This is a genomic window from Colwellia sp. BRX10-4 (assembly GCF_014077465.1).
GTDB lineage: Bacteria > Pseudomonadota > Gammaproteobacteria > Enterobacterales > Alteromonadaceae > Colwellia_A.
This window is the reverse complement of sequence record NZ_JACGVZ010000033.1, coordinates 13,417-37,516: the sequence shown is the minus strand read 5'-3', so window position 1 is coordinate 37,516 and position 24,100 is coordinate 13,417. Positions and strand designations below refer to the sequence as shown.

The 24,100-nt window shown below is 39.6% G+C and carries 11 protein-coding genes; 5 read left to right on the top strand and 6 right to left on the bottom strand.

Annotated elements, in window-relative coordinates:
* Nucleotides 1–139: 139 nt before the first annotated feature.
* The 6 genes from H4J67_RS18115 to H4J67_RS18090 all read right to left on the bottom strand — a co-directional run bounded on the left by H4J67_RS18115 (nucleotide 140) and on the right by H4J67_RS18090 (nucleotide 13,473).
* Entirely contained in the window at nucleotides 140–883 is a 744-nt protein-coding gene (locus H4J67_RS18115; RefSeq protein ID WP_182204584.1) for an MBL fold metallo-hydrolase, read from the bottom strand.
* Nucleotides 884–1,278: 395 nt separating this feature from the next.
* Complete coding sequence (locus tag H4J67_RS18110; RefSeq protein WP_182170983.1) at nucleotides 1,279–2,178, bottom strand: prenyltransferase; 900 nt, start codon at nucleotides 2,176–2,178, stop codon at nucleotides 1,279–1,281.
* A 193-nt stretch (nucleotides 2,179–2,371) separates the two neighbouring features.
* On the bottom strand, nucleotides 2,372–3,271 hold the full coding sequence (locus tag H4J67_RS18105) for a 1-acyl-sn-glycerol-3-phosphate acyltransferase (RefSeq protein WP_182204583.1): 900 nt from the start codon (nucleotides 3,269–3,271) through the stop codon (nucleotides 2,372–2,374).
* Between the two features lie 579 nt (nucleotides 3,272–3,850).
* Entirely contained in the window at nucleotides 3,851–6,658 is a 2,808-nt protein-coding gene (gene pulA / locus H4J67_RS18100) for a pullulanase-type alpha-1,6-glucosidase (RefSeq protein ID WP_182170977.1), read from the bottom strand.
* 212 nt (nucleotides 6,659–6,870) lie between these two features.
* Nucleotides 6,871–11,061, bottom strand: a complete 4,191-nt coding sequence (locus tag H4J67_RS18095; protein WP_182204582.1) for an alpha-1,6-glucosidase domain-containing protein — start codon at nucleotides 11,059–11,061, stop codon at nucleotides 6,871–6,873.
* Nucleotides 11,062–11,334: 273 nt separating this feature from the next.
* On the bottom strand, nucleotides 11,335–13,473 hold the full coding sequence (locus H4J67_RS18090; RefSeq protein ID WP_182204581.1) for a pullulanase-associated domain-containing protein: 2,139 nt from the start codon (nucleotides 13,471–13,473) through the stop codon (nucleotides 11,335–11,337).
* Nucleotides 13,474–14,027: 554 nt separating this feature from the next.
* Here H4J67_RS18090 and H4J67_RS18085 point away from each other — a divergent pair.
* The 5 genes from H4J67_RS18085 to H4J67_RS18065 all read left to right on the top strand — a co-directional run bounded on the left by H4J67_RS18085 (nucleotide 14,028) and on the right by H4J67_RS18065 (nucleotide 23,988).
* Complete coding sequence (locus tag H4J67_RS18085) at nucleotides 14,028–17,039, top strand: TonB-dependent receptor (protein WP_182204580.1); 3,012 nt, start codon at nucleotides 14,028–14,030, stop codon at nucleotides 17,037–17,039.
* A gap of 83 nt (nucleotides 17,040–17,122) precedes the next feature.
* Nucleotides 17,123–18,712: a tryptophan halogenase family protein gene (locus H4J67_RS18080; RefSeq protein ID WP_259368669.1), complete on the top strand. Its 1,590-nt coding sequence runs from the start codon at nucleotides 17,123–17,125 to the stop codon at nucleotides 18,710–18,712.
* A 20-nt stretch (nucleotides 18,713–18,732) separates the two neighbouring features.
* Nucleotides 18,733–20,457, top strand: coding sequence for a CRTAC1 family protein (locus H4J67_RS18075; protein WP_182170967.1), 1,725 nt, complete (start codon nucleotides 18,733–18,735; stop codon nucleotides 20,455–20,457).
* 96 nt (nucleotides 20,458–20,553) lie between these two features.
* Nucleotides 20,554–22,533 carry a vanadium-dependent haloperoxidase gene (locus H4J67_RS18070; RefSeq protein WP_259368668.1) on the top strand — a complete coding sequence of 660 codons (1,980 nt, stop codon included), beginning with the start codon at nucleotides 20,554–20,556 and terminating at the stop codon, nucleotides 22,531–22,533.
* Nucleotides 22,534–22,575: 42 nt separating this feature from the next.
* Nucleotides 22,576–23,988 (top strand): MFS transporter, encoded by a 1,413-nt coding sequence (locus H4J67_RS18065; protein ID WP_070374398.1) that lies wholly within the window; start codon nucleotides 22,576–22,578, stop codon nucleotides 23,986–23,988.
* Nucleotides 23,989–24,100 lie beyond the last annotated feature (112 nt).

Genomic DNA, 24,100 nt, shown 5'->3' with positions numbered 1-24,100 from the left:
GTGTATCAGATAAACTGATTTGTTGTGAACGAGGCTTGGGCATAACAATCACCACACTTATAAGAGGGTAAATTAAGTGTAGTTTATTGTTGAAAAAACAAACAAGTTATTATGGGTGGCTTAATAGGAGATAATAAAGCTATGTAAATGTTTTTCGCAGTTTAGTTTTAATTGATCGCCAATGTGTTAAAGGTAAATCTGGAGCTTTGGACAAGAGGTGTTGGTAGTCATCATCGCTAAGTTGAACCTCACCGCCATGAGCAAGCAAAATGGATTTAGGTTGAAGATTATTTATTTTAGTCAGTGAGCTTTTATAGCGATTGGGATAAAAAATGGGAAAAGGCGGAATAAGTCGTCCTTTTACTTCCACCATTAGGTCAGCTACATAAATGAGTTGACTTGGTTGGTGTAGCAAAGAGATATCTCTGTCGGTATGCCCTTGAGTATAAATGACTTGCCATTCAGCAAAGCCTGGTAAAACCTCACCATCATTTATTTTTATGTCGGGCTTTAATTTGGAGGAGTACCAAAGTTTTTTTGCTGGTTTATTTTTACGTTTCGCAACCCAGCGAGTCAATGCCATATCGGTAAAGTGCATTAATAATCCGTCTACACCTGTATACCAATGCCCAGAAACATTAGCAGTGGCAATTTTACAACCAGTTTTTTTTCTCAATACATGAGCTGCTCCAGCATGATCTGGATGCATATGAGTAACGACTATGAGTTTAAGGTCCGAAAATGGACGTTGTAATTCTTCTGTTATAAAGGTCTTAATTGTTTCGATATCTGCACGGCAGCAGCCATCAAGTAACAATAATTTTTCAGAATATTCTACTAAGTAAATAGACTGAATATAGCCTTCAATTTGGTGCAATTTCATTTTATAAAGATCATTAGTTTTTTGTTGTTTACTTATATCAAGCTTGATCCATAAATTCAAACGCTCGTTTTAATCTTTATTTAATGCCGCGGCACAAAAAAAGTCATCCCAATGCAAAATAGTGACGCTGGCAATTGTGGTATTTTTGCCAGTCAGGTTATTCGATTAATTGGTAATTTTTATAATCAAACAATGCGTCTTTTTATCTGTGGGTAACGTCCACTAACGTATAATATAAGACAGTTTTGGTACTGATTGAGGGTGTTAGGAAAGCTCTCTTTTGTGGCAACTACTACCCTTAGAGTTATATTTTAGAAGTTAATCATTTCAAATTTTGAGTGAATTTTTTGAAAGGTATTTTCGGTGCTTAAAGGTAAAAATTCCAGCTTTTATAATTAGTTAACAAAAACGGTAATTGCTATCGTTAATGGTGTTAGTAATGCACAACTAACATTGTAAGCAAGGTATCTAGGGTGTCGACCAATATTATCTTTAAATTTTATTGCACCATATAAAGCGACAAAGGCCAATGCTTGTGGAATAAAAGCCAGTGCACTCAGAGTGGGTAATAGCTTTTGGCTAATAAAAAAGCCAAGCAATAATGTTGAGCACACCGAAAAGATGAAAAAAATGCTATTGCTTGTTTTTATACCAAAGGCAATAGGAAAATGATTTCGACCGATACTTTTATCAGCATCAATATCAGGATATTGGTTTAAAAGTAATAAGTTGTTAATAAGAAGAAAAGGGATCAAACCTATTAGCCAAGGTGTTGTTGAAAAGTGGCCAGATAAAATAACTTGGGTGCCTGCCACCATCAGTAAACCAAAACAAAGTCCAGTGGCAACTAAACAGATAATGGGCCATTTATTAATCCACTTTGTGTAACTAATAATAATGGCTAATCCAAGTAATCCCATTGGTACTATGGCAATTACTGCTACGCCATAAAGTGTGACGAAATAAACACCAATAAGAAAGGTTAAAAGGGTTGTGACAATCGCGGCTCTTTTTACCCCAAGAAGTAACTCAGGTTGCTGAGATAATAAATCGCTACCACCGCTAAAGGGAGTTCTAATTGTTTTCAGATCTAAGCCGCTGACGTAGTCTTGATATTCATTAATGGTATTAACTGCAATGTGCGCAGAGATTGCCCCTAACAAGGCAATGGCTAATACGGCATAATCAACCGCACCTTGTTCCATATAACTCATACTAGCACCAAGAAAAACACAAACAGGGGCTAATATTAAGAAAGGTAGGCGAAATGAAGGAACAATGGCGGTTAGTGTCATGTTTATTTATTATCATTTGTCTAGATAGTAAAATATTCGCGAAAAGTCTTTTATGTTTAAAGTTATTGGCGTTGCAGGCGTTATCAAACCTGTAACGTGTTACTAAACCAAATTAGTGTAACTAATAAGGCTTAGTAACGACAGGCATTAATTTTTACGATGGTTTGTAATAAACATTCTTCGTAGTCATCGTTTATCCGTTAGGTATAACAAGTGAGTCATCTTGCGAATACAAATGTAAATAACAGCCTTTGCCCGCTAAAGTTAACTGGTAGGTAATTTCAGCTCTTTCTAAAAATCCCTGTTCAACAAGCCCGTTATCGATTAAAAAATCAAACATCGTATTCGACAACTCACCCATTTTTGCTTTCGCACTTATTTCCATTTTAGTCGCCACGCCTTTAATAGAGTTAATGGCGTAAAGTGCACGAATAATTGCCGCTTCTTTATCACCTATGCTTGGCATGAGGCCTTGGTAAGGGGGGAATTGTTTGGTGGGATATTTGCCATAAACACTTTTATAAGAGGCCTGCATCGCTTGAATATCATCATCTTTATTATTGGTCAGCTTAAAGATGTGAAAAACACCTGTTTCTTTACTGAGGTAATCGACTTTGGCTAAAAAAATAGGTAAACCACATCCTTGAGCAACATGGTAAAAGCCTGTTTTCCATTTTGCTACTCCGCCTCTTGTACCTTCTGGAGTAAATAAGAAAAATACTCGTTTACCTTTTTGTGTTTCAATAAATTGCTTGATTTGTTCAACTTGCCCTAAGCCTGTAGATGAACGATCAATAGGCATAGCACCAAGGTACATCAACCAACGACCTAAAAGAGGTATCCGGCACATACTGTCTTTAATAGAAAAATATATTTTCACATCTTGCAATATCGCAGCCCCAAGCGCATAGACAAAATCCCAATTCGATGTGTGCGGTGCTGCAATCGTGATACCTGCACCTTCGGGGGTAGCTGTGCACAATTTCCAGCCCGCAACTTTAAACCAAAGGCTAAAAAGGAATTTTAAAATGTATTTACTAAAAATACCGTCAAAGATTGTTTTTTCACGGATACGAAGGTTTTTTTTGGCCATGGTAATATAGTATTTTAATGAGTAGTTAATATTTAATATTATACAGTTTATTTGACGCTATAGATCAATATATAAGGCGGCAGTTTTATTCATTAAAACACCGCAAAAATACTGTTTTAGATTATAGTCAAAGATATTATTTCCTTGTGTTTACAGTATATTAAAAAGAAAAATTAATATCGTAAATAAATTGTCATTAAGTCGACGTGTTTACGATGAGTATAACAAGCAGATAGTGCGACAAGCTATAATGGCTAAAGAGCACAAAAATACAATAGATAAACCGATAAATATCCAACTTGATAATTTCAATCTTTACTTCTTCTGAAGTCATCTCATCGGGTTCATTGGCTAATATTGGAGTAGCCACAATTGCCGCACTTGCCAAAACAGCAGTCAAACTTATTAGGCCATATTTAAATTTTGACTCAAGGCTCACTACATTTAAAGTTTATTGTTGATATGCACTGATGAGGTTGCTCTAGGCGGGACTTTTGTTTAAGGCGAGAAGTAGGGCTAGTAAGACTTTACTTTATGATTAAGTAAATAAAATCATTACTAGCCGCTAACGATAGCGCATTATTGCTCTTTGATAAAAACACTGGTGGTTAGTGCTGGAACAAAAAAGCTGTTTTCATTGCTGGTACTCTCTTTAACAACACTATCAACGCCCTGTTGTTGAATAGGGTGCAATTGATATTGTGCTGCCTCTTTAAAAGGGATTGTTTTAGCGGTGGTGCTAGTATTAAAAATAACAACGAGCGCTGATATGTCAGCATCTACTTGCTGATATTTTTCGGCATCATCGATGCTCATCACAATTAAGCCAATTTGTTGTGCTTTACCAGTATTGTGAAATTTTACACGCTCTATTATTTGTTCACTGTTGGTAAGACGAAAAAGGGGGGTACTCATGCGTAGACTAATGAACTCTTTAAACACTTCTGCACTAAACTCGATGTCAGTTGGGCTAACAATATCTCGCCCTTCATTTTTTGCCAGTACTTTTTTAATCAGTGGCCAGTTTGCTTGGTCTTTATCTGCTGGCGGTAAACCAACATTATAATTATTGCTTTGCTTGGTAAAATCGACTTTATTAAACCAATCACCATAGTCGTAACTGTCGCGTAAAAATGACTTTGAACGTAAAAACTCTGATCCCATATGTAAGAATGGAATGCCCTGTGCGAAAATAGCAAAGGACAGTGATTGTAAGTGAATACGTACGCGATCTTTTGTTGAGGTATCAAAAGGTAAGCGGTATTGATTATTGTCCCATAATGTTTGGTTATCGTGTTTAGATACATAGTTAATGGTATCGGCAGGGTCTAATGCATAACCGGTTGGTTGGTCACCATAAGGAATTTCTTTGCCGGTAACGTTTTTATCTTGAGCATTTTTAAGAGGGAAGTTGGCTAAATTAGCGGCTAAACCAATACGTAATTGATCTGCGGCGAGTAGATAAGCTTTTCTTGATACTACTCGATCCACTAATTCATTAGGCATAGTGCTTAAACCACTGCCGATACCTTGGCTTTTACGAATGTCATCGCCACTGGCGCTAAAGGCTCCACCGCGAACTGCATCGCGTAAACGGTCGGTAAAGGTACCGATTTCTGTGCCAGCCAATGCTAATTGGCTAGCTTGCGTAAAGCGCTGATTATTCGCTACCTCACCAAAATTCCAACCTTCCCCATAAAAGTAGGTGTCTATATCAACCGCTTGTACTGCTTTTTTGGCTTTAAGCATCGCCGATTTGGGTTGGTGTGCCATAAGGTCGAAGCGAAAGCCGTCAATTTTGTAGTCTCTTGCCCAAACAACTAATGAGTCTGTCATTAACTTTTCCATCATGACATTTTCTGTGGCAGTGTTATCACAACAGGTTGATTGTGCGATTTTTCCGCTGATAGGGTCAAGACGATGATAATAATTAGGGACAATTTTATCAAGCACAGCCGTTGGCGCTAGCCCTGCTTGATGAGTATGGTTATAAACGACATCCATGATGACGCGAAAGCCTAGATTATGAATACTTTGTACCATTTGACGAAATTCAATAATACGTGCTGAGCCTTCAGGGTTTTGTGCGTAACTGCCCTCTGGAACAGTATAATGGAAAGGGTCGTAGCCCCAATTGTAATTATCAATTTCTCTAATAGAACTGACTATCGCTTGGCGCTCGTGTGTTGCAGTGGGAAGTGTTTCTAAATATTCTTGTATCGTTATTGCTTGGTCTTCGATCCCACAAAGCTTATGTTCGGGCACGAGTTGGCAAAGTTTGCTAATAGGATTATTTAGATCAATAACTTGTGTGTCATTTTCGTTAGCGGTACCAATATCAAAGGTAGGGAGTAGATGAATATTGTTAATACCTGCTTTTTGTAGATCCTTAAAGTGCTTAATGCCAGCGCTATTTTTTTCGCTGAAGGCGGCGTACTTTCCTCGAACAGCAGGTGATGAGAGTTGCGGATCGTGGGCACTAAAATCACGAATGTGGGTTTCATAAAAAATATTATCTTCAGGGTTCTTAATTAAAACATCTTGCTGTAATTCCCAGCCATTAGGTTTGTTTTTTGAGTCAGCTAAGTTGATAACATGTGAATATTCACTGTTTGTTGAAAGGCTCAAGGAATAGGGATCTGTAGTGGTTAATGTTTCAATTTTATCGCTAGCCGGGTGATATATTGTCAGCTGGTACTGGTAGTAGACTTCTTGTTGAGTATTCATAACGGCACCAGACCAAATACCGGTATTGCTATCTTCTTTAAGTGGCACAACATGCGTCGCTTGCTTGTCTTTATTAAACGCTAATAAGGTTACCTGTTTTGCGGTCGGTGCCCACAGTGCAAACTCAATCGAATCTTTACTGAGAGTGGCCCCAAAATTTTTCAGCTCATTAGCGTCGTTACTTTGTGAGGTAAACAAAACATCCAATAATTGAGCTGTTTGCACCTGTGCTGTGTGTTTTGAATTTGTGCCCTTGCTTGCAGAGCTGACATATATTTTATTTTTCAGTACTTTTTTAATCTTATTAGTAGCCAGCTTTACCTCAAATACATTAAATGAACGTAAATGTTTAGGGATAAGCAGACGATTTATTTCTCCTGTGAAGGGCGTAAGTGTGGCTTTTTCAATATATCCACCATCATCAAAGGTTAACGTATGTTGTTGATGTAAATTATCTTCAGGTAATAAAAGCAGTTCTGGGGTCAGCCAATGTGCAGAAAAGTCTTGGCTTACTAAAGGGGGAACTGCTACTGACTTTACGCTCGTTTCGGTAAGCTGGGTTCTTGTTGGTATACTTTGATCATGCTGACATGAGCTTATACATGTCGTGGTGATAATGATTAGGCTTAATTGTCGAGAACGAGCTAAAGAAATACGCATAAGGATAAATAACAAAGTAAATTAATAATGTTAATAAGTTACGCATTTATCAGCAATATAAACAGTTTATTCTAATTTTTACATACGTATTCAGCCAATCTGCTGACAAGTTATTTCCCCATAAAAAAGCGCCAAGAATATTCATCCTTAGCGCTTTCTAAAGTGTTAGCACAGCTTAAGTACTTAAGCTGTTCGATTAACTTACCTGATGACTATGGCTGACATTCTTGTATCGCTAAACGGCCAACATTATAGCCTTTACTTGGGTTTGCGCTGTCGAGTGTTAGTAAAAAGCTGTATGAACCCGCCGCCAGTGTCGTATTGTTATTGGCGTCGCCAGCGTTATTATAAGCAACAGGGTAATTGATACCTAAGGCTAAATTCTCCCCTTCAATATCGTTACTATCGTTTTTTTGTACCCACAATTGTGTGGTCCAACTACCGTCATCTGAAGCCAGTTTAAATTGCATTGCCCCGTCAAATTCAGCTACGGCTTGATACTGGTTATTGCCTTTGTAATTTAATCTAAACTCTTCAGTGGCATTCCACGCTGAATGATCGCCACGAACAAAGAGTTGGCCGCTACCATTAATATCAAAAGGAATGTCGTCGCTTGAATCAACTAAAGCAGCACAATCTACTGTGGTGTTTTTGCTCACAATCGTTAAGCTTGGCGTCGATGTGCTGGCATTTAAACTAAAGTTATAATTACCGGCAGCCGTGGTAGTTATTTCTATATTGCCACTGTTATCAGCCGATGCTGTTATTGAGTTATCAGTGAAGGTGACATCACTAAAGGCGAGGTCGACCGCCGCCCAATCATCAGAACCCACTTTAAAAATATGCGTGCCAACCGCTAAGGTGAAATCAATCACATAGTCGCCGTTCCCTTGATAAGTAAACATATCGATTGCTGTTAAACCGTCGTCACCCCAATTGTTCATTGACCCACGTAGGTAAATACTTGTCTCGCCATAAGGGGCGGGGTCAGGCGCATTTAAGGTCGCATCTGCTGCTAAACCAACGCCTTGTGCCATTGCTTGTGGTTTTATAAAGACTGCAGTAGTTAACGCAGGTATGCTAAAGGTGCCTTTTCCTGAAGCCTCAACAAATGATGCTGTTTGAACATTAGTATCGGCAGAGCTTTGCTGGACACTGTGCAACTCAAAGCCGGTCGCAGTTAAAATATCGTGAGATTGCGTGGATGCAGTGCCGTTTATCACCACAACAAGTGCATCAATATTCTCATCAAGGTCAGTTAGACCGTTACCATCATCAATACTCATCACAATTAAGCCCTGAGTCTGTTTGCTACCGGTATTATGAAAACCTAAACGTGCATTAATATCAGCTTGTGTGGTTAACCTAAACAATGGGCTTGAGGCACGAATACTCAAAAACTCTTTAAATATATTTGATGAGAATTCAATGTCACTGGCTTGTGGCGATGTTTCGCTATTATTGATCAGTGCTGTCATCAACGACCATTTACTTTCATTGTCTTGCGCAAGTGGCAAGCCAACATTCCAGTTATTGGTACTCATAGTGAAATCAACTCTATTGAACCAGTCACCGGCATCATAAGTGTTTCGGTCCATTGATTTTGAGCGCAGTAAATCACCACCCAGTTGGAAAAACGGAATACCTTGACTGATTAACGCCAAGGTCCCGGCAATATTTTGTATGCGCACGCGATCATTAAGACTAACTTCGGTTTCAATGCCATATTGCAGTTGATCCCATAAGGTTTCATTATCATGTTTTGAGACATAGTTAATGATGTCGGCAGGGTCTTTTCCGTAAGAAGGCTTACTAAAGGTACTACCCGCTTTGATGTTGTCATTCTTATCTTGTAGTTGATAATCTTTTTGGGTACCAGCAAGTCCTAAGCGAATAATGTCTTGGTCATTTAAGCTACCAGCACTTTTAAATAAAGAGGCACTTCGAATAATATCGCGAGGTCGATCGTTAAACGTACCGACTTGCGAACCCGTCATATTATTTTGATCCGCTTGTTGATAGCCTTTATCATCACGCGTCCAACCTTCACCATAGAAATAGTTATCTGTGTCTATTGCTTGTACAGCGGTGCGAGCACTTAAAATCGATGCTTTTGAATTATTACTCATAATGTCAAAACGAAAGCCATCAAACTTATAGGCTTGTGACCAAGTAAGTAATGAGTCTTGCATGAGTTTATGCATCATTTCATGTTCAGGCGCGGTATCTTGGCAACAAGTTGCTGTTTCAACATTACCTGAGGTTAAATCACGGCGGTGATAGTAACCGGGTACTACTTTATCAAGCACTGAGTTTTCCCATAAACCCGAAGAGTTAGTGTGGTTGTAAACAACATCTAAAACAACACGTAAGCCCATTTCGTGCAACGCTTGGTTCATCGCACGCATTTCAGTTATGCGAGCGACACCGTCAGGATTTGATGAATAACTACCATCGGGCGTTGTGAAGTGTTCAGGATCATAACCCCAATTAAAGCTGTCTAAGCCTCGCAATGATTCGGCAAGCGCTTGTGCAGCTGTGCTGGTTGGGTCGTAACTGGCGAATACCTCGGCTAAGGTATCACTAGCATTTTCAACACCACAAACAGGCGCGTCACTTTTCTTAGCACATAATTCGCTAACGGTATTATCAAGGTTAATAAGGTTAGCTGCATCTTCATTTATGCTGGCAATATCGTTGGCGGGTAATAGTTGAAAGTGTGTTAAGCCTGCGTCAGCAAGAGATTTTAAATGTGTTACGGGTACAGAGGTTTCTTCGGTAAAGGCAAGGTAGTTACCTCGGTTTTCTGAACGGGTGCTGGCGTCTAAAATACTAAAGTCACGTATGTGGCCTTCATATATAACACTGTCTTCAGGGTTAACAACTTCAGGAATGGTGTGGCTGTCCCACCCGATGGGTTTTAAATCACTATCAGCTAAATTAACAAACTGAGAAAAATCGCCATTGGTTGATAAAGAAATCGAGTAAGGGTCTGTGGCTTCAATTTTTTCAATACGCTGATTTTGTTGATGATAAACGGTTAACTCATAGCGATAAAATAAGCGGTCTACTGTGTTTGGCGCGGTAAATGACCAAATACCTGTTGCTGCGTCAAGGGACATCGTATGACTTGACTGTAAAGCTTTACTTGCGTTGTATACCTTAAGGGTAACTTGCTGTGCTGTCGGTGCCCAAAGTTTAGCGCTTATCTCGCTAGCACTGTAAATAATACCTAAGTCTGCTTCGTTAGCATCGTTATTTGCCGAGGTATATAAAGCGTCTAAGATACGGGGTGTTTGCAGGTAAGTTGCGGCGATAAGTGAATCGTCACTCGCATATGAAATTGCCAATAATTTACCACTAAGCATTGATTTTGCTTTACTCACCGATGCCGATGTTGCGGTAAATGCCGCTAAATCTTTATAGCGAGGCATATTAAGTGAAATCGCAGGGTGTTCACCACCTGCCGCAGGGAGGTACTCAAGGAAGTTATCCCCTGGAATACCGCTTTCACCATCAAAAGCTAAGTCGTCAGTGGCTGAACTATAAATGCGTACTTTAGCTACGTTGATGCCGGCGTTCCAAAATACGGTATTTTCATTGGCCCAGTGCGCAGCAACATCGTTAATTAAGATGCCTGTTGGAAGTAAGGTCGGTTCGGTATATACATCACTGATACCTGATAATGTCCAAGTCATGCGATCGCCGCTTAAATCAGCTTGATGGTCGATGCCACCTAAGTCTTTATCATCACCTTTATGGATAATAAAGTTAGCACAGTCGCCATAATCTGCTTTTAAATTGATAAGCCAGTAAGCGCCATAATTTGGATCTAGCCCTGTTTGTGCTTGCCCTGTTGCCCAGTCAGTATCGGCGTTGGCATAAGCGTCACAAGTCTCGTTGTTCCATAAATGTATGATCCAATCGCTGTAAGTTGCGTCTGCGCGGTTATAGAAAATGACTAACTCGTTATCCCCTGCAGTAACCATTGGCGCTGGTAATCCCGCTGTAGCAATATCAAAGGTCAGGCTAGCAGTCGCACTAGCATTACTCGGGTCGGTAACGGTCAAGCTTGCCTGATAGTTTCCTGCGCCCGATGAGGTCACGGTTGTTGATGTATTGTTTGCACAATCAGCGATGGTCACTGTTGTTAAGCCATTGCCTGGAGATAATTGACAAGATAATGCATCGCCGTCACTATCGGTAACAGACCATGAATAAACGATTTCATTAGGTGATGACTCAATAATTTCATGGCTGAAACTCGTCATAGTTGGCGCATTGTTCACCTTGTCAGGTGTCTTAACTTTATCACCACCATCACTGCTTCCACCGCCACAGGCACTTAATGCGGTGGTGACCGTTGCTATTAGGGCAACCTTTTTAAATTGAATTATTGTCATCTTATCACTCTTAGGTTTATGCAATATTTATCTGTTGTACATTTGAGCTACACTAGATAAATATTATTTTTAATTATTCCTTCATACTAAAGAGTCGACTGGTTAATGAATAGCCATTACATACGTATTCAAGACAGATTTATGACCTTTTATTTACTGTTTAGCGACGTTTTGTTGACGATTGATAAGGGAGTTATAGGCATAAAAAAACCGTGATAAATCACGGTTTTTACAACGAGATGTATTTACTACACCAATAGTAAGTTTGTTTGATTAGTTGGTTTTCTCAGTAATCGTTAACATAGGTCTTAATGGGTTAATTGCGTTCAATGTAAAGACATAAGTCGCTTCTTTAGTTACATCAAAAGTAATATCAGCACCGGGTAATGTTAAGGTTTTTGCTTCACCGGCGGTTAAGATATTATCATCAACAACACCGCCAACCGTAGAGTCTTCTTCCCAATCAGCAGAGGCAATTTTAAAATTATAGCTACGAACGGGTAATAACGTTTCTATTGTATAAATACCTGCAGTATAAGTTAGTATATAAGCCTCTTCGGTAGCCCATCCATTCATGTCGCCTTTAAGGTACATAGTACGTTCTTGGTAAGGGGCTGGCGCTTCGGTTACTGTTAATTTAGGCGCGGTGAAATCAGTCGCATCTAAAGTGAAGGTTAATATTTTATTTTCAGTCACTTCAATGGCAATATTATCTTCACCCGGTAAGGTTAATAATTTTTCTTCACCGATAACAACATCACCTTCGCCAGCAAAAGCACCCATAGTAGAATCGTTTTCCCAGCCATCTGACGCTATTTTAAAGCCATACTTTTTAGTGTTATCAATCAATGCATTTACCACGTAAGTGGTGTCGGTAAGTGCAAAGTCAAAGTTAGGTGTAGTTGACCAATCGTTCATGTCACCTTTTAAATACAAAGTGCGACCTGAATAAGGTACTGCATTCTCAATCGTTAATATTGGGGCACCTTTATTGGTGGCATCAAGTATAAATCGATAAGTACCCGCTGCAGCGGCAGTGAAATTAATGTTTTGAGCAACATCTTCACCAAAAACTAATGTGGTGGCGGTATCAAGTGGCACAACGGCACCTTCGGTGGCAATACCGAAATTAGTCGCATCAGTCCAGTTAGCATCAGCCACTTTAAAGGCATAGTCTTGCATTTCTAATGGATGTAAAGAGGTGTAGATATTTTCACCTTTATATACCATAGGAAGGGCATTAGCCCATTCGTTCATGTCGCCTTTAACATAAAGTACTTTGTCATAAGCAACTTCAATAACGGTTAACGTTGGTGCTTCAGTATCTGAAATATCTAAAATGAACTGGTAGTTACCGTTGTTAGGAATGGTAAGGCTAATGTTTTTACCTAGCTCTTCACTGGCAATCAATGTTTTACTTTCGCCAAGTATGACTGTTTCATCACCTTCACTTGCGCCAAAGGCATTGATAACATTCCAATCTGCATCAGCAACTTTGAAATCATAAGCTGTCGCTGAGCCTGTAACTGCTAGTGCCATGGTGTAGACACCTTTAGAGTAAACAAATTTATTGCTGTCGTCTGTGGTTTCCCAGTCAATGAGGCCGCGTAAATAAAGTTCAGCTGCGCCATCAACAATAGTTGGCACTGCATTAGGGTCGGTTACACACTCGTCACCCGCTTCATTAGCAATAAGTGGCGCTTCACACTCTAAAGGTGCTGGTGTTGAGCCACCAGGAACAACTAAAGAGGCAAACGTTCGTGGGAACGGAAAAATAGTGGTTTCTTTTTCTAGTAAGAACAATTCACCGGTATTAACTGTGCTTATATCAACAAGAATATCATCTTCACCTGAAAATTTAACTGAACCAATAGCATCGTAAACAATAAAGTTAATACAATTAGGTGGATCGATAGTATTCATTACCCAATAGGCGCCAAAATTATCATCAATACCTGTCCACGCTAATGAAGAGCCCCAAGGAGTGGTCCCTTCAGGACGATCAAAATCTGCATAGGAGTTACAGTCAGCGTTATTCCAAGCGTGTAAACCGGCAAGGTTATAATCTATCGCACTGCCATCAGTTGGTGTTTCAAATTGAAAATAAATAACTAATTCGTTTGCCGCTGGTGTGTAAGCTGGCACGGGCATAGTGATACCGTTAGAGCCATTAATCCATGCCTCTTTGCTCATTTCACAAAGTTGAGTATCAGGGTTGGCAACTTCAGGGTAATTACAGGGGGTAATAACTAATTCACATGCATTACCCATTTCGTTAATTGTTTCTGGTGACTTACACCAAAGAGGGGATTCAGTAACAGCATTACTTTCATCACTTCCTCCACAGCCTGCTAATACACTAACCAATACGGCTAACGTAGCAAACGATAATTGTTTCATATAACCAGTCATAAATGACATCTCCACTTAAATGTTGATAAGGTGCTAAGCCGTTATGTATATAGCAAACTTAGTACGTTGTTTTTATTTTAATAATTGTTATTGCTTTATATTGTTACTGTCACGTAATCAAAAAACGGTCTTAATCATCCATTAAAAAGTAGCTTCAGGTTATGTTGAATCTAATTTCATCATCCTTTCACTAGGGAACGATGTTATGCCGCGTTGACTATAAAACCTAATGCTGATGTTATGAATACGTATTCAAAGACTTGCAGTAATCTGCTTTTATTCTGACTTTTATTTTTTAATGCTATGTAATCAAAGGAAATAACGAGTTTGTTTGCTTTCTAAAACCATATTATTACTAAAGTTCACTGATGGGTAATCGGTTGTAACTGTGTAAAAAATGATTACTATGAAGTTGTCACCGTAAATCTTGAAACATAAATAGATAGGGAATATCTCATAAAAATAATTGACTCCAACTCGCTGTGCGTTATCTACCATAGTGCAAGTGTAAGTAGGGGCTTCTCGATAATACATATTATTAGGAATATGAAACAATGAACAAATTCAAGCCAAATATATTAACACTCAGCTTAATAGCTGCGGGTTTATCATTTGCTAGTGTTCCCAGTTTTGCTCAAGATGCTCAAGAAGAAGTAAAAGCGCAAACTGTTAACGTTAACAAACCAAAAACATTAGAAGAAAAAGAAAATGCAGTAGAAGTTATTGAAGTTAGAGGTTTTAGAGGCAGTATTATTAAGTCTTTAAACACTAAACGTTTTTCAGACACTGTCGTTGATGCGATATCAGCTGACGACATTGGCGGTTTACCCGATGTATCTATAGCCGACTCTTTAACACGCTTGCCAGGTGTTACCTCAGTACGAATCGATGGCCAATCAAGCGAGCTGAATATTCGTGGTTTATCAGGTGGCTTTGTATTTTCAACATTAAATGGTCGTGAACAAGTTTCAACAGCAGGTGGACGCTCAGTTCAGTTTGATCAATTTCCTTCAGAATTAATTAAGCAAGCGCAAGTGTATAAATCACAAAAAGCGTCGCTTATAGAAGGCGGTATTGCTGGTACTATTGAACTAGAAACCGCTAATGCACTAGATAATGAAAAAGAAACTAGTTTTCGTTTTTCTGCTCACGGAAATTGGAATGATGCCGCTGCTGGCAATGAAGATTCTGCTGACTTTGGTCGCCGCTTAACTGCTTCTTATCAAGCCAAATTCTTAGATGACACGCTTGGTCTTTCATTGGGTTACGCCGGTATGTTTCAGCCTACTGTGTCGAGCCGTTTCGTAAACTATCAATTTGACGACCGAGATTTATCAGAAACATATGATGGCGGTCCAGAAAGTCTATTAGTTTCATCTGGCTTTGAAGTTAATGAACGTGGTGGTGAAGATAGTCGTGATGCTTTTGTTTTAGCGTTAAATTGGGAACCTCGTGATGATTTACGTTTCCAATTTGATGGTTTTCATTCAAAGTTTGACTCAGAAAAATGGGATCGTGGTTTACGTATATCAGGTATAAACAACATTGCCAGCCCAGGACAGTCTTTACTCTTAACCGATCCGCTTATTGCTAACGGCGCACTTATCGGTGGTACCATTGCTCGTAATCCTAATGGTGATGCCATTGCGCCACCTTATAAAGGTTCTGATCGTAGCTTAAATATTCAAACACAAGCCGATGATAATACGACGAACAGTGAATTAAGCTCATTTGGTTTAAAGGGTGAATGGGAAATTAATGATGATTTATTAATGACCGTCGATTTTGCCCACTCTCATGGTAAAGAGACCAGTAAAGATCAAGTTATGCGTATGGCTTATTTTAAAGACTCTAGCGCAGCAACCCCTATTATTGATAACGACATCATCTTTAGCTATAAACTTAATGGCTTAGAAAACCCTGATTTAGCCTTTAACCAAGACTTTACCGATACCGACCACATGATGGTAACCAGTGCAGAGTCTTACCCAAGTATTGAGTCTAATGAATCAAATGCTGTACGTGTTGATTTCGCTTACCAACTTGAAAGTGACATCTTTAGTTCAGTTGAATTTGGTGCCCGTTTATCGGAGCGTGAATATGAATTGGGCCGTGGTCGTTTCTTATATGGTACTACCGACGCAAATATGCGTAATGGTCAATACATTACTTATTCAGGTACCGATGAGGAAGGTAACCCAATAGAAACAGAACGTTTTGCTCCTTTTCCGTTATCCAATGAAAATTCCACAGTAACGAGTATTAACGGTGACTTACCGGGTATGCCGAGTTTCTTAGCGGTTAATAACAACGATATTTTAAATGTTTGGATCCCAAATGTTGATCGTACGCCAGTACGTGACTGGAATCATAGCTGGACAATGACTCAAAATAATATTGTCGAAGAAGAAGTTACCGCAGCTTACGTACAATTAAACCTAAACGCTGAACTGTTTGGTTTACCGTTAAGCGGCAATGTAGGTCTTCGCTATGTTGGCTCTAAACAAAGCAGCACAGGTTTAGTCAATGTGGGAGCGGGTAATGGTGATGTAATTTATGATGATGTTGGCGGTACAAGCGACGAATTCCGCCGTGAAACAGTCAGCGAAAGTTACCATGATTTACTGCCATCTTTAAATTTGAATATTCAATTATCTGAAGACGACCAATTACGTTTTGCTTACTCAAAAGTTATGTCACGTCCAGATATGCCATCAATGGCTAACAGCGGTAACTTTAGGTTTAATTCAGCGGATGACGGTCGAAACTATATTGATTTAGACAGTTCAACTAGCCCGTCAATACGTCCGTTTTATGCAGATCAAATCGATATTTCTTATGAGCATTATTTCTCTGAAACCGATGGTGCGTTTGTTTTTGCTATTTGGAACAAAGACATTGAAAACATGCCAGGTACAACCACAGATAAGAATTTTGATTATCAGGCTAACGGTATTGCTGTACCAGCAATACCTGACAACAAGACACATGCTGAGTTCGATAGCGAGACAGGAGAGCCCATTGGCGAACCACTCGTTTGGGAAAATGGCACTTATTCACACGCCGCTAATAACGCAGAGGCGGGTTATATTCGTGGTATTGAAATTGGATATACGCAAACTTTTACCTTTTTACCTGATATGTGGAAAGGCTTAGGCGCTAACATCAATTTTTCTTACACCGAAAGTGAAATCGAACGTCCGTCAAATGTACCAGGTGAAGATGGTCAGCCAGGTCCAATCGAAGGTTTATCACCACGCGTATTTAGTGCAACACTTTTTTATGATTACGAAGATTTGTTCACCGCACGTGTTAGTGCGCGTCATCGCGCAGAATACTTGAGTCGTCAAATTGCGATCGGTGATTCACAATCAGCGTATTTCCAAGAAGAAACGATTATTTCTGCACAAATGTCGTATAACTTTACTGATAATCTACAAGGAGTCGTTTCTGTTGATAACTTAACAGACGAACCGAATATTTCTTACTTTGGTGATACTTCACGTACCGGAACAATTCAGTACTTTGGTCGCACGGTTTACTTTGGTATTAATTATTCAATGTAAATGAAAACTAAAGAAGGTGTGGTTGAATCCACACCTTTTTTATTTGTCGATAGTCATGGTAATTTTTTAAGCAGTAAAAATTAATGATAAATTCAGCCTACCCAGATAAAACAGCAGAAAGCACTTCCCCAAAAAAACTTAATATGGTGATTTTAGGTGGTGGTACTGCAGGTTGGATGACCGCTAATTTAATGGCTAAAAAGTGGCAAAACTACCCCGTTTCAATAACGTTAATTGAATCTCCTTCGCTTGGTGTTATTGGTGTTGGTGAAGGCTCTACACCACAATTAAAAAGTTTCTTTGACAAAATAGGTGTAACCGAAAAACAGTGGATGCCGCAATGCAATGCGACCTATAAAAATGGCATATTATTCAATGGCTGGTCAACACGAGTAGGTTTTGAAAGTTATTTTCATCCTTTTACTTCGCTTATCGATGCCCATACGGCTCCTGCCTTTGTCTATAACACTCACTATCGTCGTAAAGGCTTTAACGTCGATTGTCATCCCGATCGTTTCTTTTTGTCTGCACAATTAGCTAAACAAAAAAAATCTGCGGTTGGCGAATATAATTTTCCTTTCGATATTGGCTATGGCTATCACTTTGATGCCATTTTATTGGGGAAGTTTTTAGGAAAAGTTGCGCAGAAAAAAGGTGTTAAGCATATTTTGGCGCAAGTTGATGAGGTAAACGTAAATGATGCTGGCGACATTCAATCGTTAACACTTGATAACGGCGAGGTCATTGCCGGTGATTTTTTTGTTGATTGCTCAGGCTTTAACAGCCTACTTTTACAAAAAACATTAAAAGTACCTTTTATCAGTTTTAAAGATAACTTATTTAATGACAGTGCTGTGACCATCTCTGTAGCAAGAGATGAAAACGCTCAGCAAGGTCTTAACTCACAAACTATTGCTACTGCGATGAAATGTGGTTGGGCGTGGGATATTCCGCTAACTAACCGCACTGGAAATGGCTATGTTTATAGTTCGAAGCACTGCACTGGCGAACAAGCAGAGCTTGAGTTACGAGAAAAACTTTCATTGGTCGATGAAGCCATTGACGTTCGTCACTTAAAAATGAAAGTAGGGCGAGTTAAACAACATTGGCACAAAAACTGTGTCGCTATTGGCCTGTCGCAAGGCTTTATTGAGCCCCTTGAAGCGACTGCTTTACATTTTGTCCAAGAGAGTATTGAAGGTTTTATTGATGATTTTTCTCTTGGTGAATACAGCAATATTTATCAAGATAGATTTAATGAAAAAATGAATCATCGTTTTGATGGCATCCGCGATTATATTGTCGCTCATTATCGCTTAAGTTCGCGTGACGACACCGAGTACTGGCGAAAAAATAGCATAAATCCCAATATTTCTAACAATTTAAAGAAAATAGTACAGTGCTGGGTCGCGGGTGATGATTTAAACAAAGCCTTAGTTCAACCGGGTATGGTGAGTTTTTACCCGCCAGTTTCTTGGCATGCTATCCTTGCTGGTTACGGTATTTTTCCTGAGTTGTCACAAGACAAACGACTCGCCGAAAAATTTGGCGAGCAGGCTCTTGATGCAGCACATAAATATGACTTAGCGCATATAGACCAGTTTATTCAACGCTGTTCAGTAAATTTTGCTGATCACCAACAGTTTATTAATGACAAGCTCATTAATAAATAAAGTTATTGATAGGTATTCACATGAAAAACACGCGATCATCACTTTACGCTTTCCCCTTGCTTTTCTTATTAAGTTTCACACTTACTGCGCTATCAGGTTGTGGTGGTGGAAGCGCGAGTAACGATAAGCCTGTTGAGAAAACAGGTGTTGAAGCACCTGTTTTAATTGGGCCACAAGTTGCGGGTATTGCTGCAAAGGTTACCGAGCTGGCTGCCATTGGCAGCGCTAGTCATCAGTGCCATGGCGTTGAAAATAGTGCGCAATCATTACAGTTTTCGGAAATCTCTCAACAAGCGGGTATTACCTTTAGCCATTCAATGCCCGATGGTGATGGCGTATTAGGTATGTCTGGTGGTGTGGCTGCAGGTGATTTTGACAATGATGGCTGGGTAGATTTATACGCGATAGGTGGTGAAGGGCAAGCCAATGTTTTATTAAAAAATCAAGGTGATGGTACCTTTACTGACCGAGCTAGCTTTTCAGGTGTTGCTCAAAAAAATAAAGGCAGTGGTCCTGCTTTTGGTGATTTTAATGGTGACGGCTTATTAGATTTATTTGTTGGTGGTGTCGGTGGCGATGCGGCAAAGCTTTATGTTAATCAAGGAAATGAACAATACCTAGACATTACTGAAAGCTCAGGTCTGGTACTGCCGGGTAATAATTTTTCAGGCACTTGGGCTGACTACGATAAAGATGGTGACCTTGATTTGTTTGTTCCTCATTGGACCGAAGAACGTAGCGGTTACTTTGCCTATTTTTGGCGGAATAATGGCGATTCAACCTTTTCAGATGTCACCTTTGAAGCCGGTATAAAAAATACCAGTAATGCCGATAAAACCTTAACCGCAACATTCTCTGATATTAATAACGATGGTTGGGTTGACCTACTCTTAGTGACAGATTATGCGCAAACCCGTCTTTACAAAAACAATAAAGATGGCACGTTTACCGATATCACTGACCATGAAGTGATAACAGATAATACCGGCATGGGCTCAGCAGTAGCTGACTACGACAATGATGGCGACTTAGACTGGTTTGTTAGCGCAATATCTTATCGAGACGAACCGGCAAAGTTAGGTTGGCTGTCTCCGGGCAATCGCTTTTATCAGAATCAGGGCGATGGCACTTTTCTTGATAAAACAGACGAGCTTGGTGTTCGTCATAGCTCTTGGGCATGGGCGACTTGTTTTAGTGATTTTAATAACGATGGCTTACAAGATTTATTTGTTGTTAATGGTATGTATGGCGAAAATATTGAAAAAATGTTTTTAGACGACCCTTCTCGACTCTTTCTTGCTAATGGCGATGGTACTTTTAAAGAGTCATCCATCGATGTCGGTATTGATGACAAGTCGATGGGGCGAGGCTTAGTATGTTTTGATTATGACAAAGACGGTGATCAAGATATTTATATTGCTAACCATGATGAGCCACCTAAGTTGTTTTGTAATAATGGCGGCAGTAAGACGGGGCAGAATAACTTTATCAATATCAAATTGGTTGATGCAACCAGTAATTCACAGGCCCTAGGGGCAAGGATATATGTCAGTAGTGGTGATATTCGTCAAATGCGGGAATTAAAATCAGGAACAAATTATGTCTCACAAAATCCGGTTGAAGCACACTTTGGTTTAGGTAAATCGTCAATAATAACCCGTATACGTGTTGTGTGGCCTGATGGCGAAGAGTCAGTGATCACTCAAGTAGCGGTCAATAAATTTGTAACTATCGAGCGTATTTAGACGCTATTGACTAATTATTTAGTCGCGAGCCAATCATTGTTAGAATCAAAATAAGTATAAAAATAATAAGTAGACCTCATGATTAAGTCGAGCAAAATGAAAATAATAAAAAAAATTATCCTGCCACTCATGTTAAGCCCATTATTATTAACGGCTTGTGGTGGTTCAAGTTCAAGCAGTAAAAATGAAGTGATTGTTGCCGCGCCAATAACAATAACACCTGAGCGAAGTGGACAGTCAGTTGCAAGACAGTGGAATGAAGTTTTACTGCATGCAATACGAAATGACTATGCGCGCCCTACAGTACATGCTCGAAATTTATTTCATATTTCATCAGCAATGTTCGACGCTTGGTCTGTTTATCGCCCGCAAGTGAAGCCTTTTTTATGGGGCAATAATGTTGCTGGGTTTAATTGTCTTGCACAAGCCGTTGATTTGCCAATCGACATTATTCCTTTTCAAGAGCAAGCGATAAGTTTCGCCAGTTATAAAATGATCAAACATCGTTTTCGCTTATCACCTGGAGCCAATAATATTATTGCCACAGCCGATGCTTTAATGACGCGCTTAGGCTTTGATGTTGATGATACTTCTGTAGACTATGCTAATGGTTCAGCTGCAGCTCTTGGTAATGCTATCGCCCAATGCTATATCAATTTTGGCTTACAAGATGGCGCTAACGAACAACAATTTTACAGTAATCGCCATTACCAATCGGTTAACCCTGTGTTAGCTTTGGGAACTGGCCAGTCGGGTAACCCTACTATTGTTGACTTAAATCGCTGGCAACCCCTCTCTATTCAGGGATATATTGATCAAGCAGGAAACCCTGTTGACGATATGCCTGAATTTCTAAGCCCAGAATGGGGACAAGTTGTTCCATTTTCTTTATCTGCAAATGACAAAACTGTTTTTACCCGTGATGGATTTGACTATCAGGTTTATCATGATCCAGGGATGCCGCCGTTAATAGGTTCAGATACAGCGGATTTATATAAGTGGGGCTTTTCGTTAGTCGCGATATGGTCAGCTCATTTAGATGAGAACGATGGTGTTGAATGGGATATATCGCCAAAAAGTATCGGTAACATTAATAGCTTTCCAACAACTTTTTCTCAATATAATGAGTTTTATAATCAACTTAACGGTGGAGATACTAGTGCCGGTTATACCCTTAACCCAGTAACTAGCCAACCTTACCAAGAGCAGATAGTGCCTCGTGGTGACTATGGCCGAGTACTCGCCGAGTTCTGGGCAGACGGTCCTGAATCTGAAACACCGCCGGGTCACTGGTTTGTCATCCTAAATACCGTTAGCGACCATAATTTACTTGAAAAACGTTGGGCGGGTACTGGCGAAATATTAGGTCATTTAGAATGGGATATAAAAAGCTACTTTGCCATGGGGGGCACTATGCATGACGCGGCAATCGCAGCTTGGGGAATCAAGGGGCGCTACGATTATATTCGACCTGTTTCAGCCATTCGTGCAATGGCCGACCTAGGACAAAGTAGCGATGAGCAGTTACCTTCTTATCACCTTAACGGAATTCTTCTTGTTGATGGTTACATCGAACTTGTTGGAGCGAACGATGCATTAGCAGGGGACAATAAGCAAAATGTTGGAAAAATTAAAATTTATGGCTGGAAAGGCCCCGATTACATTAACAACCCCGCTACTGATAAAGCCGGTGTTGATTGGATCTTAGCTGAGAATTGGTGGCCTTATCAGCGTCCTTCTTTTGTAACCCCACCTTTTGCCGGTTATGTATCTGGGCATTCTACTTATTCTAGAGCCGCTGCCGAATTAATGACCGCAATGACAGGTTCACGATACTTCCCTGGCGGAATGAGCGAATTTGACGTCGTTGCCAATGAGTTTTTAGTTTTTGAACAAGGGCCAAGTGTCAATATGACCCTGCAATGGGCGACTTATCAAGATGCTTCTGATCAATGTAGTCTGTCACGTATTTGGGGAGGTATTCATCCACCTGCCGATGATATTACCGGTCGCTTAATTGGTGAGAAAATAGGTAAAAATAGTTTTGAATTTGTACAAGACTATTTTAATCAATAACCTTTAATGCGACTGCAAATAATAAAAAGAGAATAATAAAAAATGTTGGCCATTCAAAAAAACCTTAGTAAATCTTTCTATATGCTATTGAGCCTACCCGCAACAGCGATGGGGTTTGCTTTATCAGTACAGATATCAGCGCTTAGCTGGATATTAACTACTCAATACGGTCTTGATATTCATCAGGTTGGCTTAGTGTGGGCCGCAGGACCTATTGCGGGGATTTTAGGACAAGTTATAGTTGGTATTATTAGTGATAATGTTTGGTTTTGGAATGGCCGTCGCCGTCCGTTTATCCTCATCGGTGGTGTGTTAGCCGCTATGATGTTATTGGCTTTACCCAATATTGATATTGTTTCTTCATCACTTGGCATCTCAGGATTGCTCGGCGTAGCGATTGCTGTTGCGTTAACCTTAGATTTATCGATAAATATTAGTTTTAATCCAACACGTGCCATTATCGCGGATGTAACCCCTGAAGGTGATGCTCGCACTAAAGGTTATACCTGGATGCAAACGGTATCAGGCTCTTTTGGTGTATTGGCTTATGCGGTTGGTGCTACGTGGGGGAACTTTATACTTATTTATTTAGGCGCAGGATTAGTGTTTTTTCTATCAATATTAGCACCTTTTTTTATTAGTGAGCCCAAAGAATTATTAGTAAGTCAACGCGATGTTGTTCAAGAGAAAGTTTCGTTTACAATGGTATTGATGAATATAAAACCCTTGTGGGGCTTCATTATTTACGATATTTATGCGATGGCTTTACAAATATCAGGTATAAAAACCGATCATTACTGGGCTGAAGTTATTGCGGCAATCATTACCTTGTATTTTGTTGTTATTACTTTATTTGCTAAAGAGAGTCGCAGTGATAATAGCATTGGTTTTAGAAAAGTATTAGCCGCTCATTCCTTCAGTTGGATTGGCGTACAAACGATGTTTGTTTTTATTATTGCTTTTCTTCAAGACAAAATGCCAAGTTTGTCAGACGATGATTTAGGCAAAGTTATCGCGATGAGTTTTCTTATTTTAAGTGCAGTGTCTGCTTTATTACCGGCATTTGTGCTTGAACCGATCGCTAAAAAAATAGGACGAGTCAAAACCCATACCTATTGCATCGCCAGTATGGCTGTTGGTTATGGATTAGTCGTCATGTTTGGAGATGTAAAAGAAGTGCTTTACTTACTTATGGCGCTATTAGGAATTGGTTGGTCTGCTATTATTAGTTTACCGTTTGCCATTATGTCTGAAAAGGTTGAACAGTCTCGTATGGGCTTATATATGGGCCTATTCAACTTGTCTGTTGTATTACCACAGTTGTTAGTCAGCTTAGCGATTGGTTTATTCATCAGTAAAGTTGCCGATAAAAGTGTAGTGTTTCAAATTAGTGCTATTGCACTCGCTATTTCAGCGTTGGCTTGGACGAAAGTACAGGAACATTCAAAAGCTTAATTCAGACAAAGATAAGCTTATAAAACGATAAGTATTAAAAGACTTATCGTTTTTTGTATCGATTTAATAACAGCAATTAAAGATTCTTTTCGTTTAATTATTAGCCCTCTAT

Coding starts and splice junctions, on each gene's coding strand:
- H4J67_RS18075 (WP_182170967.1), top strand. CDS start 18,733: ATGAAAAACACGCGATCATCACTTTACGCTTTCCCCTTGCTTTTCTTA.
- H4J67_RS18095 (WP_182204582.1), bottom strand. CDS start 11,061: ATGACAATAATTCAATTTAAAAAGGTTGCCCTAATAGCAACGGTCACC.
- H4J67_RS18110 (WP_182170983.1), bottom strand. CDS start 2,178: ATGACACTAACCGCCATTGTTCCTTCATTTCGCCTACCTTTCTTAATA.
- H4J67_RS18070 (WP_259368668.1), top strand. CDS start 20,554: ATGAAAATAATAAAAAAAATTATCCTGCCACTCATGTTAAGCCCATTA.
- pulA (WP_182170977.1), bottom strand. CDS start 6,658: ATGCGTATTTCTTTAGCTCGTTCTCGACAATTAAGCCTAATCATTATC.
- H4J67_RS18085 (WP_182204580.1), top strand. CDS start 14,028: ATGAACAAATTCAAGCCAAATATATTAACACTCAGCTTAATAGCTGCG.
- H4J67_RS18065 (WP_070374398.1), top strand. CDS start 22,576: ATGTTGGCCATTCAAAAAAACCTTAGTAAATCTTTCTATATGCTATTG.
- H4J67_RS18090 (WP_182204581.1), bottom strand. CDS start 13,473: ATGACTGGTTATATGAAACAATTATCGTTTGCTACGTTAGCCGTATTG.
- H4J67_RS18105 (WP_182204583.1), bottom strand. CDS start 3,271: ATGGCCAAAAAAAACCTTCGTATCCGTGAAAAAACAATCTTTGACGGT.
- H4J67_RS18115 (WP_182204584.1), bottom strand. CDS start 883: ATGAAATTGCACCAAATTGAAGGCTATATTCAGTCTATTTACTTAGTA.
- H4J67_RS18080 (WP_259368669.1), top strand. CDS start 17,123: ATGATAAATTCAGCCTACCCAGATAAAACAGCAGAAAGCACTTCCCCA.